We start from the raw sequence: 14,755 nt of genomic DNA on the forward strand, positions 1-14,755 counted from the left end.
TAGTGCTAGGGCCCATCGTTGCGCTTAGAAATGCGTCAAGCGTTAGAGAGATTCTCGTGTTGCTTGAACGTCCGCATCATCTGCCGGTCCGATATCCGCTGCGGTTGGTACCACAGTCGGCAGGATAACTGGCTCACGCTTGTACTTTTGCTCAATCGTGCGCGAGAGCTGGCGGCGAAGCTGCTGCACCATACGATACGGGTCGTTCTCCCCTTCTGCGGCCAAGTCGCCCATGATCTCCTGCACGCGCTCAACAACCTTCTTGTTGAAGTCGCGGTCGTCTTCGGAGAAGCCAGTCGTGGATACACGCGGCACCTCGATGAGGCTACTCGTACGATCGTCAATGACGCAGGTAACAGAGACGACGCCACCAGAGGCAAGCGAGCTGCGGTCCGCAAGCACGTCTGGATCCACGTCGCCCATGGTTTCACCATCGACGTACAGCTGGCCGACCTGGTACTGGCCGACAACCTTGATCTTGCCCTTCGTCATGTCCACCACGACGCCGTTTTGTGCCAACGCGGTGTTCTCCGGCTTGACGCCAGTTGCGATTGCAAGTTCCTTGTTGGCGCGCATGTGGCGCCACTCACCGTGCACCGGCATCGCGCACGTCGGACGAGCAGCGTTGTACAGGAACAGCAACTCGCCGGCGTACCCGTGTCCTGATGCGTGGACGTGCGCCTCAGCATTCGTAACTACCGTAACGCCAATTTGCGCGAGGTTGTTGATGGTCGCGAACACTGCTTCCTCATTGCCTGGAATGAGGGAGGAGGACAGAATGATCATGTCACCGTCGCGGATCGTAATCTGGCGGTGTTCACGGCGAGACATACGCGAAAGAGCTGCCATCGGCTCGCCCTGGGTTCCCGTTGTGATCAGCAGGACCTTGTGCGGCGCCATCTTGGCGGCGTCTTCGATCGGAATGATCGTGTTCTTCGGAGCCTTGAGCAGACTCATCTTTTCTGCGATCTCCATGTTCCTCAACATGGAGCGACCGTTGAATGCGACCTTACGGCCATTCGCCACAGCCGCATTGACTGCCATCTGAACACGAGCAACGTTCGAGGCGAACGAAGCAATCACGACGCGCTGCTTTGCCTGGCTCACCAGGCGGGTCAGCGTCTCCTCGATGCCGGCCTCGGATGCGGAAATCCCCGGCACCGTCGCGTTCGTGGAGTCACACATGAACAAGTCGACGCCCTCGTCGCCGTAGCGCGACAGAGCCGGCAGGTCTGTCGGCATACCGTCGTACGGGGTTTGGTCGACCTTCACATCGCCGGTCATCACAACGTGACCGGCGCCCGTCTTAATGGACAAGCCGAGGCACTGCGGGATGGAGTGGTTCACATGCCAGAAGCGCACGTGGAACGGCCCCAAATTCACCGAGGAGTCTTTGTTTACCTCATGCAACTTCGGGCGCTGGCGGTGTTCCTTTGTCTTCGCCGCGATGAGTGCGTTGGTGAAACGGGAGGAATAGATCGGAATATCCGGACGCAGTTTCAGTAACCACGGGATAGCACCGATGTGGTCCTCGTGACCGTGGGTGACCACCAAGGCCTCAATCTTGTCGAGCTTCTTCTCAATCGGACCGAAATCTGGAAGCACAAGGTCAACGCCCGGTTCGCCAGAGTTCGGGAACAGCACTCCACAGTCAACGATCAGCAACCGGCCGTTGTACTCGAAGACCGTCATGTTGCGGCCGATTTCGGAAATACCACCCAAGGCGTAAATCCGCAGCGTACCGTTCGGGGCTTTCGGCGGTGCCGGGAGGCGCTTCGTCAAGTCAGCGCCCTGCATCGACTTCACAGGGTTACGACGGCCACCGCCGTTGTTACCGCGCCCACGGCCGCGACGACGGCTCCGGCCGTTACCATTCCCGTTCGAGTTGCGTGACTTGTTGTCACGCTGTGACTTCTCAGAGCCCTTCTCTTCTTCGTTACGTGCGGTACCTGCAGCCTGCTTCGGTGCCTGAAACACCGGCTTTTGTTCAGTGGCCTCAGGTGGCCCTGCTTTACGCGTCACTTTGCGTGAGCGTGTACGGGGTTCGTTCATACTTAAAGGACTCCAGCCTTCTTCAAATCTTCTCTAAGAACCTCGACCTGCTCGGGGGTCGCTCCGACCACCGGCAGGCGGGGTTCGCCTACTTCAATGCCCTGCAGACGCAGAGCTGCCTTTGCAAATGTCGTGCCACCGAGTATCGCTTGCTGACGCGCGAGCACGTCGATGACGTTGGCGTTAATTTTCCGTGCACGGACGAGGTCGCCTTCCTCAAAGCTTGTGACGAGTTCACGCAGTGCTTGCGGTGCCGCGTGGCCCACGACCGAGATCACTCCCGTCGCGCCCATAGCCAGCCACGGCAGGTTCAACGGATCGTCGCCCGAATACCATGCCAGACCTGTTGAATGGATCAACGGTGCTGCTGCAAAGAAGTCGCCTTTCGCGTCCTTCATCGCGACAACGGTTGGCAATTCCGCCAACTTGGCAATCGTGTCCGAAGCCATCGGAATCGCAGACCTGCCTGGAATATCGTAGAGGCAGATCGGCAGCGGAGTTGCAGACGCAATCTCTTGGAAGTGCGCATACACGCCGTCTTGTGACGGCTTCGAGTAATACGGGGTAACGACCAAGAGGCCGTCTGCTCCTGCCTCTGCGGCGTCCTTCGCCAACGAGACAGACTTACGGGTGTCGTTCGTGCCCACTCCGGCGATCAGCTTGGCTCTATCGCCAACCTCTTCTCGCACAGCCTGCAGCAACGCGACCTTCTCTTCACTGGTTGTCGTTGGCGATTCACCCGTCGTGCCAGCAAGCACGAGGGCGTCAATACCATTGTCGACAAGGTGGGCAGCTAATGCTCGTCCTGCCTTAACATCTAGTTCGCCGTGCTTATCGAACGGCGTGACCATTGCGACGCAGACTGTGCCGAAAATGTCAGCACCGATACTAGCTTTCATAGAAGTGCCCATGCCAAAAGAGCGTACCCGTTTTGCTGGCTAATTGTAACTCCCGCGCTACTTTTCGTAGGGGGTTGTTGCCTTCTTCGTTCCGTCGGGCAGCTCCGAGATGACAAAGTCTTCGAAGAGAATGGGGGCCCGTTCACTCAATAGCTCTAAACATCTCACGGCCACCGCACGCAATTCTGACCCGCTATGCTCCCCCGCTCTACTAACGATGAAGCTCCTCCAGGCTCTGAGATTGCCGCTAACGACTAGTCGTGTTTCTCGAGCTGCCGGTGCGAGTGCTAGCGCAGCTTCCCACACTCTCTGTTTTCGGAGTAAAGCGTTCTTCTCACCCGCCAAGCTTAATTCGACTGCATTACGAAGTTCGTCGTATACAAACGCTGTGTCTTCAATGGCGTGTTCGAAAAATCGCTGAAGCTGCTCGTCGCGTTGAATGACGTCCGGTACGACGACGCCCTTTTGCTCGTCGGGCATGGCGTACCGCGAAAGCTCGCTGATTGAAAAGTCGCGGTGCCGCAATATCTCGTGTCCTGTAGCCACCGAGATGCCCTGTATATAAAGGGTTACGCTGGCGTGCTCAAGCAACGCAAGGTTGCCGGTATCGATGACATGGTGGAGAAACGCATCAGTTGTTGCTGTGCTCGAGTCATTGTCAGCAAACGAGTCGTAACACGCTCTGCCTGCGAATTCGACGACGGCATCAGCTGACGTAGCTTCCGCTGATGGCCGCCATCCCAGCTCGGCTGGCGGCTCAAATGACGATGCTGCGACGAGCTGGATGTTGAGTTGCCGCTGCGGCTGCATTGGCTACAGCCCGAGGAACTTGTCGAGGCCAATCGTCAGACCAGGGTGGTCCTTGACGTTTCGTACGCCAAGCAGCACACCAGGCACGAACGACTCACGCCCGTAAGAGTCTTGGCGAATGGTCAACGACTGGTCAACGGTACCGAAGATAACCTCCTCGTGGGCAACCATTCCTGTCATGCGTACGGCATGCACCCGCACTCCGTCGATATCCGTGCCTCGTGCCCCGTCGAGCTCCTGTGTGGTCGCATCCGGGCATTGCTCCATCCCCGCAGCTTTTCGGGCCTCTGCAATTCCCTGTGCCGTTTTGACGGCAGTGCCCGAGGGCGCATCCAACTTGTTCGGGTGGTGGTATTCAACGACCTCCGCGGACTCGAAGAACTTCGCGGCCTGACGGGCGAAGGACATCGTCAACACGGCCGAGATGGCGAAGTTAGGTGCGATGAGAACGCCAGTGCCCTGCGCTGCGGCGCACCAAGTGCGGACCTGGTCGTAGCGGTCGTCGTCAAACCCTGTTGTGCCGACGACGCAGTGAATGCCATGCTTAATGCAGAACTCGAGATTGTTCATCACAGAATCTGGCGTGGTGAAGTCGACGATGACCTCAGCGCCGGCATCCAGCAGCGTATCTAAGCTGTCATCCTTATCGATTTCAGCTACGAGCTCAAGGTCATCCGCCGCGCGAACACCTGCAACAACCGCAGTGCCGACACGACCATGTGCTCCCAAGACCCCGACTTTGATGGACATACTTATTCCTCACTTCTGTATATATGCGATGTGTCCGTGCTACTGGTGCCACTGTAGCGCGCCGCCGGGGTGTGGTGGTTCGGTACACTCGAAAAGCATGAAGAGAAGCTTGTTCGTCCCTGGTGTCCTCACCGTCGCTGCCCTGCTCACTGCGTGTGGTACAGGTGCTGAAGTGGCGGAACCGTCCATCGCCACTGCCTCGCCTGAAAGGGTTGCCGCGACCAAAACACAGGCCGCGTCTCCTTCAGCATCAGCATTGTCAGCTGCTGCAGCACCATCGAACCCTGCCGCGCCAAGCACCTTCGCACCGCCTGAAGGCGCCCCTGAACTCACACTCGAGGATGTCCGGGTTGGTAGCCACGAGGCCTACGACCGCGTCGTCTTCGAATTCTCGGGCAACGGGTTGCCTGGCTACCGGATTCAGTACAGCGAACAGGCACTGCAGCAAGCCTCTGGGCACGAGCTCGCAGTTGCAGGCAACGCTATCTTGGAGGTACTCGTCGAAGGGACCCCGATGGACCGGCTTCCGAGCAACCCCGAGCTCGTCCCCGCCGGTCCGTATCAGCTCGCGACGGGCAACATCGCCGGGATCACGAACGGTGGAACCTTCGAGAATCAATCGCAGTTCTTTATCGGGCTGGACCAGCAGCGCCCGTTCGAAGTCACAGTGATGGACAGCCCCACCCGTCTAGTTATCGACGTCCACCGCTAGCTCGATAAGCGAATGGCCAGGGCAAAAGCCCTGGCCATTACTCTTTGTGAACTAACTCCTAGTCCTGCTCAACTGGAACAAGGGAAATCTTGCCGCGGTTATCGATGTCGCGGATTTCGACCTCGATCTTGTCGCCAACGTTAACAACGTCCTCGACCTTTTCGATGCGCTTGTTGCCACCCAGGTTGGAGATGTGGATCAGGCCGTCGGTGCCCGGAACAATCGAAACAAACGCTCCGAACGCGACAGTCTTGACCACGGTGCCCAAGTAGTGCTCGCCTACCTTCGGCAGCTGTGGGTTAGCGATTGCGTTAATCTTCTCGATTGCCGCATCCGCCGCCGCACCACTGGTCGCCGAAACGTAGATGGTGCCGTCCTCCTCGATCGAGATGTCCGCACCGGTCTCCTCGGTAATCGAGTTGATCATCTTGCCCTTCGGACCAATGACCTCACCAATCTTAGAGACTGGCACCTTGACCGTGGTGATCTTCGGCGCCAACGAGCTCATGTCATCCGGGGTATCGATGACCTCTGCCATCGTGTCCAGGATGGTCTCGCGTGCATCGCGCGCCTGCTTCAGCGCGGAAGCCAGAACGTCGGATGGGATGCCGTCCAGCTTGGTGTCAAGCTGCAGCGCGGTGATGAACTCGCGGGTACCAGCGACCTTGAAGTCCATGTCGCCGAACGCATCCTCAGCGCCGAGGATGTCCGTCAGAGCGACGTACTTCGTCTCGCCGTCGACCTCGCCCGAAACGAGGCCCATCGCGATGCCCGCGACCGGGGCGGCCAGGGGAACACCAGCGTTGTACAGCGACAGCGTGGACGCACACACAGAACCCATCGACGTCGAGCCATTGGAGCTCAGCGCTTCAGAGACCTGGCGAATCGTGTACGGGAAATCCTCACGGGAAGGGATCACCGGCAACAGCGCGCGCTCCGCCAGCGCACCGTGACCGATCTCACGGCGCTTCGGGGATCCGACGCGGCCCGTCTCACCGGTCGAGTACGGCGGGAAGTTGTAGTGGTGAATGTAGCGCTTGGAGGTCTCAGGGCTCAGCGAATCAATCGGCTGCTCCATCTTGAGCATGTCAAGCGTCGTAACGCCCAGGATCTGGGTCTCGCCGCGCTCAAACAGCGCCGAGCCGTGTGCACGTGGAATAAGCTCCACCTCCACGCCGAGGTCACGGATCGCGGTGACGCTGCGGCCGTCGATACGGTAGCCGTCCTTCAGAATCTTCTTCCGGACGATCTCCTTCTGCAACGCGTTGTACGCGGCCCGGATCTCTTTCACTACGGCTGGGGCGTCATCGTCGTCCTCGTCGACGTCGAGACGATCAAGTACATCTTCTTCGATGTCCTCAATGTAGGCGTTGATCTTCTCTTCGCGCTCCTGCTTACCCGCGATGGTCAGGAAAGAGGACAACTTCTTCGACGCCTTCTTCTCCACTGCCTCGAACACCTCATCGGTGTACGGCGGGAACAGTGGGAATTCCTTGCGCTCCTTGTCCAATTGCGCAGCAAGGTCACGCTGCGCCTCGCACAACGTCTTGATGTACGGCTTGGCAGCTTCAAGGCCTTCAGCGACGGTTGCTTCAGTAGGCGCTGGTGCGCCGTCAGCAATCAGCTTGACGACGTTCGCTCCAGCACCCGCCTCAACCATCATGATGGCGACGTCCGACTCAGTCTTGCGGCCACGCTTGCGCTCGACAATGCGGCCAGCAACAACCATCTCGAAGATGGCACGCTGGTGCTGCTCGTGATTCGGGAACGCGACCCACTGCCCCTCTGGGTGCTTATCATCGGCGATCAGCGCCATGCGTACACCGCCGACCGGGCCGGACACCGGCAGGCCAGAGAGCTGCGTAGCAGCAGAAGCACCGTTGATTGCAACAACGTCGTAGTATTCCTCCGGGGCAATCGACAGGACCGTAATCACGACCTGCACTTCATTGCGCAGCCCCTTCACGAACGTCGGGCGCAGCGGGCGGTCGATAAGGCGGCACGCAAGGATCGCCTCAGTAGATGGGCGCCCCTCACGACGGAAGAACGAGCCGGGGATACGTCCCGCGGCATACATCCGCTCCTCGACATCTACTGTCAGGGGGAAGAAGTCAAAGCCTTCGCGGGGATTATTCGACGCTGTCGTCGTCGCAAGCATCATGGTGTCGTCGTCCAGGTAGGTCGTCACCGACCCATCTGCCTGGCGTGCCAGCTGACCCGTCTCAAAACGAATAGTGCGAGAACCGAAATCACCGTTGTCCAGCGAGGCTACTGCTTCAGTGACCCCGAATTCTTCATCAACATGGATTTCGTACGAGTTTCTCGGCTTAAAACTGCTCAATTGATCCCTCTCCTTGGATCTCCGGGCGATCATCGATGTCGCCGTTTTTCGTGTCGTTTAGAACGAAGCACACCTTACCATCCTGCCAGGGATTGCACCATGCTGGAGACACAACAAAACCCCCGCTCCGGAAAACCAAAGCGGGGGTTCGAAGTCTGTATGACGTGATCGTCTTAGCGGCGCAGGCCGAGGCGAGCAATCAGGTCACGGTAGCGCTCGACGTTGTTCTCGCGCAGGTACTTCAACAGGCCACGGCGGCGACCAACGAGCAGCAGCAGGCCACGACGGGAGTGGTGGTCGTGCTGGTGGAACTTCAGGTGCTCGGTCAGGTTGTTGATGCGCTCGGTGAGCAGCGCAACCTGTGCCTCTGGGGAACCGGTGTCAGTCTCGTGCACACCGTAGGTCTTCAGAATCTCTGCTTTTTTCTCAGCGTTCAGCGCCATGAAAAACTCCTCAATTGTTTCAGTCCGCATATCTTTTGACTACTTCATGCTACGACTGCTGCGAACCACAGTCTCAATGCGCACAAAGCCTGGACTACTTTAGCTGCTGCGGGCCAGGTTGGTCAAACGCTTCATGAACTCGCTGAGGAAGCGATCCACGTCCACCCCCACCGCAACCTTACTGGTCTTCCACGCATCATTGAGACGCTCTGGGTCACCGATGGTGCGGCCACGCGTCGGCCCGTCAAGGTCCGTGCGCAGGTTCACTCCAATGCAGTCAACCAGCGTCGGGTCTAACGCGACCGCTACCGCGAGCGGATCATGCAACCCACACCCGCCAAGGTGCGGCGAGGTCGTTTCGTATGCCTTGATGTAGTAATCAGTCGCCGCTGCGAGGAAGTCACCCTGTGGGGTGTCGAGCCCTTTCCACACCGCTGTTTCCTTAGACGTCAAGAGCGTCTGCAGCGTGACATCCAGACCGATCATCGTGAGGTTTTGCGCGGTGCGCATCACGAAGTCTGCTGCTTCCGGGTCCTGGCTAATGTTCGCCTCCGCGCAGGAATTGACGTTCCCCGGCACCGTCAACGCTCCGCCCATCATGACGATCCTGACGCGGGCCGCGAAGTCCTTATCGGCTTCCATCGCGGCAGCGACCGTCGTTAAGGGACCCACAGGAACAATGACAAGGTCATCGCCATAGCGGTGGAACGCATCCACCATGAAGTCCTCAGCAGAAGTGCTCTCGACTTGGCGCTGCGCATCTGGCAACTGGGCTTCCCCAATGCCGTTAACACCGTGAATGAACTGCGAAATCTCCAGCACCTCAAAGCTGTCCTGCGCGCGTGCATGCGTTGGTCCCGCGAACACTGGGATATCAGTGCGGCCAAACAGCTCCAGAATTGCAAGGCTATTTCGCACTGCGTCTGGAACCGTCACGTTGCCGTACGTCGACGTGACACCGATGAGTTCTACGTCCGGTGAAGCCATCGCGTACGCCAATGCCAGCGCGTCGTCGATTCCTGTATCTACGTCGAGGATCATCTTGATGGTCACAGCAAACACCTCTCCTTAGCTCAAAAGTTCGCGGGTGCGGGCGACGTCGCGCGCCATGTGTTCAAGAAGCTCGTCCACTGAGTCGAACTTCGCCATGTCGCGAACCTTCGCCACAAATTCGACGCGGGCCATGCGATCGTACAGGTCCGCTTCCTTATCAAGCACATACGATTCGACGCTGCGTCGCTTATCCCCAAACGTCGGATTGGTGCCAACAGAAATCGCAGCCGGGTAGCGCTTCCCTGCAACCATGTCTCCGCCGATGGGGGCGTCGTCGATAATCGTGAGCCAGCCGGCGTACACCCCGTCCTTGGGCAGTGCAGAAACATCCGCAACGTACTGGTTCGCCGTGGGGTACCCGAGCTCACGGCCACCTCGCCCAGCGCCTCGCTCAATTGGCGCAACGACGGAGAATGGCCGCCCCATGTAGTCCTTCGCCACGCTGATGTTGCCCTGAGCGAGCTCATCCCGAATCGCCGTCGAGCAAATCCGAGTCGCTCCCTCTTTCAAGAGGCGCACCACTGTCACGTCAACACCGTTTTGCTCGCCGAGCTGCACCATCGTTTGCGATGTACCGGAGGCATCACGCCCGAACGTAAAATTCTCGCCGACAAACACATGCCGAGCACGCAGCGTGCCCACCACTACCTTGTCGAAATAATCCTGCGCGCTCTGCCCTGCGAGTTCTTTACGGAAATCGATAACGATGAGCGCATCCACACCCAACTCAGCGATCAGCCTGGCACGCTCTTCGAGCGGCATCAGCGCAGTGGGAGCAGCTTCCGGTTGAAACACTGCGACCGGGTGAGGCTCAAACGTCATCACCACGCAAGGCACCTGGAGGCGCTTCGCCTCCTCAACAGCTGACTTGATCAGCATCTGATGACCACGGTGCACCCCGTCGAAGACTCCGATCGTCAGCACAGTGCCGTCGGGGACACCAAACGTTTCGGGTACAGCATTCAGACCGTGCAAAATATCCACGAGCAATAGCGTACGGCATACTAAAGAGCTATGAGTGATCCCCTCGCTACATCTGGAATTGTTGTCGTCGATAAGCCACAAGGTCTCACAAGCCACGACGTAGTCGCACGCCTTCGGCGCGCCTTCGGCACCCGAAAAGTTGGTCACGCCGGCACCCTCGACCCGATGGCGACGGGCGTGCTCGTCGTTGGAATCGAACGCGGCACAAAACTACTCGCCCGCCTCGTCGCTGAAACAAAAACCTACGAGGCAACCATTCGGCTCGGCGCCGCCACAACAACAGACGATGCAGAAGGCGACATCGTCAGCACCGCACCTACCAGCGCTGTTACCGATGCAAACATTAGCGATGCCGTCGACGCCTTCCAAGGCGAAATCATGCAGCGTCCGTCGAGTGTCTCCGCAATTAAGATCGACGGCAAGCGCGCACACCAGCTGGTACGCGAAGGGCACGATGTTGAGCTCCCAGCCAGACCAGTGACGATTCACGAGTACGACATTCTGGGGATCACTCGGGTCGATGAATGGATCGACATTGACGTGCGTGTGCACTGCTCGTCGGGCACCTACATTCGCGCCCTCGCCCGCGACCTTGGCGAAGCCCTACAGACCGGCGGGCACCTCACCGCGCTGCGGCGCACCACCGTTGGACCGTTCAACCTCGACCATGCGATGGAGCTTGAGGACATCCAGAGCAACCCGCGCCTCAGCCTCACCCTCGATGAGGCCTGCGCTACCTGCTGGCCAGTCCTCCCCGTAACCGACGAGGAATATGACGCCCTCGCCATGGGCAAATGGCTCGAGCCTCGCGGACTCAAGGGAGTACACGCAGCACAGCGTGCTGACGGCCATGTCGTCGCCTTAGTGAAAGAGTCCAAGAAGCGACTCGCGACGGTGTTTGTCGCGCGCCCCTCAACCCTGTAACAGGCTCCTACACCAAGAACGCCGAGGTAATGACGTAGCCAGCCCGGTGCACCCAACGCCCTTCAAAAAACGGAGCGGGCGTCGGTCGCTCAAGAATGTAGGAGACAAAGGTGCCGTCGGGCCGAATGTAAATCTCAGCCTGGTCGAACTCCAGCATCTTCCGCGCTAAGGGGAACCAGCACTTATACGTCGCCTCCTTCGCGCAGAAGAGCAGCCGGTCGGCCCAGAAGCAGCCTTCCGCCCGCAGCGCGTCGAGCATCTGCAACTCCGTCGGGCAAGCGATTTGGGCCAACACGCCTTCAGGCAGGGGCTCCGCCAACTCCGCATCAATACCAATAGAGCGGACCTGGCTCAGCGGAGCGACAACTGCTGCCCTGAAACCATCCGTATGCGTCAGCGAACCGCACACGCCGGCGGGCCACAAGGGCATGCCCGCTTCTCCCCGCATGATGCGATGGGGCCCCTCGACCCCTAATTCGTCGAGTGCCCGGTGCGCGCACCAACGGGCGTCGCCAAACTCCCCTTTTCGCACATCAACGGCACCGCTAACGACGCCCTTTTCCTGTTCATCGAGGTTATCGTAGTTCCGAAGGTTGTGGCCGTCGTCAGTACGGAGAGACACAAAACGTGCGGAAGGGGGAAACAGCGAAAGATCACGCACTAGCCGTTCACCTCCCACACTGGGTACGGCCAGCAATGATCCTGCGGCCATCGCTGCCACTCCCTGGGGTACCCCAAGGACACCTCAATGTGCGGAATGCCGTCAACATGTGTGGTCCCGGGAATGTGCAGATGCCCATAGACGACCGCCTGTGCCTGGAAACGCTTCGGCCAACTCCGCGTATGCCTGGTCCCACACCACAGTGCGATGTCACCGTGCATCAGCCGGTGCGTCGGTTCTCTCACCAGCGGCCAATGATTGATCAAGATTGTTTTGCCTTGCACACGGGAAAGTCGTTTCGTTGTGTAGGCCAGTCGTTCCCAGCACCACGCGCGAATATCTGCAAAGGGACGGATGGCAAACTCGTCCGTCATGAGAATGTTGTTATCGCGCGCCTTCCGAAGGGCGTCATCCACGCTGACGCTACTCGGCCGAAATGAGTAGTCATACAGGGTAAACAGCGGTGCCACCGTGATCCCGTGGAATACCGGGTAGGGGTCCTCGGGGGTCACAACGCCCAAATCACGCATTGCCTGAACAAGCGCAACGTACTTGTCACGCCCCTGGTAGCGCGAACGCTCACTTGAAAAGAGCTCATGGTTTCCGGGAACCCAAATCACCTTTGCGAACCGCTTCGCGAGTGTTTCCATCACGCTGACGATGAGTTCAAACTTTTCCGCGACATCACCCGCAACGATCAACCAGTCTCCCTGATGCCGAGGATGTATGCGGTCAATCTTTGACTGGTTCGCTTTGACAGCAGCATGAAGGTCACTCACTGCCCAGAGTGTTGGCCCTACCATGATGCGTTCACTCCTTGACCCCAGTGCGTGCCCACTTCATCGAGCGGAATCTCCACAGCACCCCGACTAAACGCATAACCACCGACAAGAAATATCCTGCCCACACACCAGGCAGGCCCCATCCCAGCCACATAGACAGCAACGTCAGCGGCAAAAATCCACCGAGCATTGCTCCGATGGAAAGGTTACGCAAGAACACCGCATCACTTGCTCCGAGCAGTACGCCGTCGAGCGCGAACACCGCGCCCCCTACAACAATCATTGCAACCAGCCAGCGCCACGGGACAGTCAATGCGTCCGCCATGCCTGGATCATGAGTAAAGATCGATTGGATTGGCCCGGCAAACACGAGGAAAACCCCTGCGAGGATCACGCCGAAGACGGTGGCATAGCGGGTAACAGCAGCGCCTGTCCCACGGGCCCGTTTAACATTTCCCTGCCCCAGGGCAGCTCCCGTAAGCGTCTGCGCTGCGATCGCGAGTGAGTCCAGCACTAGGCAAAGGAAGTTCCACAGCTGCAGCAGTACTTGGTGCGCAGCCAGCGCGAATACGCCGAAGCGTCCAGCGACGGCGGTTGCAGCAAGCAGCGAGATCTGGAATGAGGCGGAACGCAGAATCAAGTCACGCCCAAGCAACAACTGCTGTCCGATGATCCTCCACTGCGGGCGCCATCCAGCGTCGGCTCCGCAGTGTTCTCTCGCCAGGGCGCCAACAAACAATGTGGCCGTAATACCCATGCCGATCACGTTGGCTACCGCGGAGCCAACGAGCCCGAAGTGATGAACGAGCAGCGGCAGGAGCAGCGCTCCGGGAACCAGACCGCAGAGCGTCAGCACCAGCGGCAGCCTGGTATTTTGTACCCCTCGCATCCAACCGTTGCCCGCCATGATGAGCAGTGTCAGCGGGATGGCAAACGCCGCAACGTGCATCCACGTCGCTGCATCAGCACTCGTTTCTTCGTTTTGTGTCAGTGCGTATGCAATGGGTTCTGCGAATAACCAAATTATCGACGCCAGCCCAAGGCCTACGAGTACCGCCACCCACGAAGCTTGAACGCCTTCTGCTACTGCCTCGCTGCGCCGCCCCGCACCATAAAGACGCGAACTTCGCGCAGTGGTGCCGTACGAAAGAAAAGTCAGCTGGGTCGTCACCGTTGACTGCACCGCCGTGCCAGCTGCTAGGGCTGCAAGCTCAGCCGTGCCCAGTCTGCCGACCACTGCTGTGTCCAGCAGCAAGTACAACGGGTTCGCTGCAAGCACCCCAAGAGCAGGCAGCGCCAGGGTGAAAATGTCGCGGGCTCTTACGCCGTGTGTATTCGTCATACAGAAGAAGCCCTATTCTCCGACGTAGGCGTCGTGCAAGGCTCCAAGCAACTGCTGTTGCACCTGCCGCTTTGAGCCCCGCGCTGAGTAGCCCGCTGCTGGGCGATGTCCGCCTCCGCCAAGAGCGCTTGCTGCAACAGAGACGTCAACTCGTGTCGAGCGCAACGAGACTCCCCACCTGTCCTCGTGGAACTGCTTCAGCACTACGCCGACGTCGCTGCCGACAAGGACCCTGGCGTAATCAATAACCGCCTCAACAGCTGTTTGGCTCATGGTTCTCAGCGCAGCTTCATCAATGTGCATAAAAGAAACGGTGAGGTCATCGACCGCAAGGCTCTCAAGGCTTGCTAGGGCGGTCCCCATCAGCCGCAGGTCGTCGGCCGTCATTTCGTCCGAAAGCTCCAGGGAGATGTGACGCGGGTCCAGGCCGAACTCCAGCAGCTCGCCAGCAAGAGTATGCATTCTTGGGGAGCCCCAACGGAAGTTCCCGGTATCAGTGACCAACCCTGCATACAGGCAATAGGCAATCTCAGCGTCCAGTTCGGCGCCGAGGTGCGTAAACAGCTCGCGGATAATGGTCGTCGTAGATTCGGAGTCAATAATGAGGTTCTGCGTGCCAAAACCGTGGTTCGAACGGTGATGATCGAGCACAATGACGCGCTCTCGTTGGGCTGCAAGCTCAGATTGGTAGCACCCCGTACGGTCAATCGAAGCGCAGTCGACCGTCACGATCAGTCCCTCAGTAGGCAGTGCTTCTCCGTAGCGAACTTCATCCACGCCAGGTATTGAACGCAAATTATCTGGATGTGGGAATGGTTGGCCAATGTAGGCGCACGCATCGATCCCGATTTGCCGCAAACCACGAACGAGCGCACACGCAGACCCGATCGCGTCGGCATCCGGCTTGATGTGTGCAAGCACCGCAACTTTCGGTGCGTTCTTCATCGCACGGGCGATCTCAGTAAACTCGGCCTGTGCCTGGGGGAATAACAACGCCATAGT

Annotated in this window: 14 protein-coding genes; 2 read left to right on the forward strand and 12 right to left on the reverse strand. The window is 58.9% G+C overall.

Translation table 11 applies throughout. The annotated features are described in order from the left end of the window. Positions 1–42: 42 nt before the first annotated feature. The 4 genes from BJP08_RS04220 to dapB are packed head-to-tail and all read right to left on the reverse strand — an operon-like array spanning position 43 to position 4,511. Complete coding sequence (locus tag BJP08_RS04220) at positions 43–2,052, reverse strand: ribonuclease J (RefSeq protein ID WP_071568407.1); 2,010 nt, start codon at positions 2,050–2,052, stop codon at positions 43–45. Between the two features lie 2 nt (positions 2,053–2,054). After that, positions 2,055–2,963 (reverse strand): 4-hydroxy-tetrahydrodipicolinate synthase, encoded by a 909-nt coding sequence (dapA, locus tag BJP08_RS04225; RefSeq protein WP_071568408.1) that lies wholly within the window; start codon positions 2,961–2,963, stop codon positions 2,055–2,057. Positions 2,964–3,008: 45 nt separating this feature from the next. Further along, on the reverse strand, positions 3,009–3,761 hold the full coding sequence (thyX, locus tag BJP08_RS04230; protein WP_071568409.1) for an FAD-dependent thymidylate synthase: 753 nt from the start codon (positions 3,759–3,761) through the stop codon (positions 3,009–3,011). A gap of 3 nt (positions 3,762–3,764) precedes the next feature. Continuing rightward, on the reverse strand, positions 3,765–4,511 hold the full coding sequence (gene dapB / locus BJP08_RS04235; RefSeq protein ID WP_071568410.1) for a 4-hydroxy-tetrahydrodipicolinate reductase: 747 nt from the start codon (positions 4,509–4,511) through the stop codon (positions 3,765–3,767). A gap of 97 nt (positions 4,512–4,608) precedes the next feature. Between dapB and BJP08_RS04240 the strand changes: the two genes are divergently transcribed. Next, positions 4,609–5,223 carry a hypothetical protein gene (locus BJP08_RS04240; RefSeq protein WP_143110009.1) on the forward strand — a complete coding sequence of 205 codons (615 nt, stop codon included), beginning with the start codon at positions 4,609–4,611 and terminating at the stop codon, positions 5,221–5,223. A 58-nt stretch (positions 5,224–5,281) separates the two neighbouring features. Here the strand turns inward: BJP08_RS04240 and BJP08_RS04245 are convergent, their stop codons facing one another. The 4 genes from BJP08_RS04245 to BJP08_RS04260 all read right to left on the reverse strand — a co-directional run bounded on the left by BJP08_RS04245 (position 5,282) and on the right by BJP08_RS04260 (position 10,044). After that, positions 5,282–7,597, reverse strand: coding sequence for a polyribonucleotide nucleotidyltransferase (locus BJP08_RS04245; protein WP_071568412.1), 2,316 nt, complete (start codon positions 7,595–7,597; stop codon positions 5,282–5,284). 140 nt (positions 7,598–7,737) lie between these two features. Further along, positions 7,738–8,007, reverse strand: coding sequence for a 30S ribosomal protein S15 (gene rpsO / locus BJP08_RS04250; RefSeq protein WP_070362312.1), 270 nt, complete (start codon positions 8,005–8,007; stop codon positions 7,738–7,740). A 99-nt stretch (positions 8,008–8,106) separates the two neighbouring features. Beyond that, positions 8,107–9,060, reverse strand: coding sequence for a nucleoside hydrolase (locus BJP08_RS04255; RefSeq protein WP_218160226.1), 954 nt, complete (start codon positions 9,058–9,060; stop codon positions 8,107–8,109). Between the two features lie 15 nt (positions 9,061–9,075). Beyond that, positions 9,076–10,044, reverse strand: coding sequence for a bifunctional riboflavin kinase/FAD synthetase (locus BJP08_RS04260; protein WP_071568595.1), 969 nt, complete (start codon positions 10,042–10,044; stop codon positions 9,076–9,078). A 30-nt stretch (positions 10,045–10,074) separates the two neighbouring features. On the opposite strand from BJP08_RS04260, the gene truB reads away from it, so the two are divergent. Then, entirely contained in the window at positions 10,075–10,968 is an 894-nt protein-coding gene (gene truB, locus BJP08_RS04265; protein ID WP_071568413.1) for a tRNA pseudouridine(55) synthase TruB, read from the forward strand. A 7-nt stretch (positions 10,969–10,975) separates the two neighbouring features. On the opposite strand, the gene BJP08_RS04270 is transcribed toward truB, so the two are convergent. Genes BJP08_RS04270 through BJP08_RS04285 form a run of 4 tightly spaced genes read right to left on the reverse strand, consistent with a single transcriptional unit; the run spans position 10,976 to position 14,752 of the window. After that, entirely contained in the window at positions 10,976–11,629 is a 654-nt protein-coding gene (locus BJP08_RS04270; RefSeq protein ID WP_255364755.1) for a 4'-phosphopantetheinyl transferase, read from the reverse strand. After that, positions 11,629–12,432 carry a metallophosphoesterase gene (locus tag BJP08_RS04275; RefSeq protein WP_071568415.1) on the reverse strand — a complete coding sequence of 268 codons (804 nt, stop codon included), beginning with the start codon at positions 12,430–12,432 and terminating at the stop codon, positions 11,629–11,631. The genes BJP08_RS04270 and BJP08_RS04275 overlap by 1 nt, the downstream gene beginning before the upstream one ends. Before the next feature lie 7 nt (positions 12,433–12,439). Then, positions 12,440–13,753: an MATE family efflux transporter gene (locus tag BJP08_RS04280; RefSeq protein WP_071568416.1), complete on the reverse strand. Its 1,314-nt coding sequence runs from the start codon at positions 13,751–13,753 to the stop codon at positions 12,440–12,442. A gap of 12 nt (positions 13,754–13,765) precedes the next feature. Continuing rightward, a complete protein-coding gene (locus tag BJP08_RS04285) occupies positions 13,766–14,752 on the reverse strand; it encodes a bifunctional oligoribonuclease/PAP phosphatase NrnA (protein WP_071568417.1) in 987 nt (328 codons plus the stop codon). Positions 14,753–14,755: the final 3 nt, after the last annotated feature.

The sequence above is a fragment of the Corynebacterium sp. NML140438 genome (assembly GCF_001875725.1).
Lineage (GTDB): Bacteria > Actinomycetota > Actinomycetes > Mycobacteriales > Mycobacteriaceae > Corynebacterium.

What these genes read in the sequence shown, in the direction of transcription:
- BJP08_RS04275 (WP_071568415.1), bottom strand. Translation starts at nt 12,432, where the DNA reads ATGGTAGGGCCAACACTCTGGGCAGTGAGTGACCTTCATGCTGCTGTC.
- BJP08_RS04220 (WP_071568407.1), bottom strand. Translation starts at nt 2,052, where the DNA reads ATGAACGAACCCCGTACACGCTCACGCAAAGTGACGCGTAAAGCAGGG.
- BJP08_RS04285 (WP_071568417.1), bottom strand. Translation starts at nt 14,752, where the DNA reads ATGGCGTTGTTATTCCCCCAGGCACAGGCCGAGTTTACTGAGATCGCC.
- dapA (WP_071568408.1), bottom strand. Translation starts at nt 2,963, where the DNA reads ATGGGCACTTCTATGAAAGCTAGTATCGGTGCTGACATTTTCGGCACA.
- dapB (WP_071568410.1), bottom strand. Translation starts at nt 4,511, where the DNA reads ATGTCCATCAAAGTCGGGGTCTTGGGAGCACATGGTCGTGTCGGCACT.
- thyX (WP_071568409.1), bottom strand. Translation starts at nt 3,761, where the DNA reads ATGCAGCCGCAGCGGCAACTCAACATCCAGCTCGTCGCAGCATCGTCA.
- rpsO (WP_070362312.1), bottom strand. Translation starts at nt 8,007, where the DNA reads ATGGCGCTGAACGCTGAGAAAAAAGCAGAGATTCTGAAGACCTACGGT.
- BJP08_RS04245 (WP_071568412.1), bottom strand. Translation starts at nt 7,597, where the DNA reads ATGATCGCCCGGAGATCCAAGGAGAGGGATCAATTGAGCAGTTTTAAG.
- BJP08_RS04280 (WP_071568416.1), bottom strand. Translation starts at nt 13,753, where the DNA reads ATGACGAATACACACGGCGTAAGAGCCCGCGACATTTTCACCCTGGCG.
- truB (WP_071568413.1), top strand. Translation starts at nt 10,075, where the DNA reads ATGAGTGATCCCCTCGCTACATCTGGAATTGTTGTCGTCGATAAGCCA.
- BJP08_RS04240 (WP_143110009.1), top strand. Translation starts at nt 4,609, where the DNA reads ATGAAGAGAAGCTTGTTCGTCCCTGGTGTCCTCACCGTCGCTGCCCTG.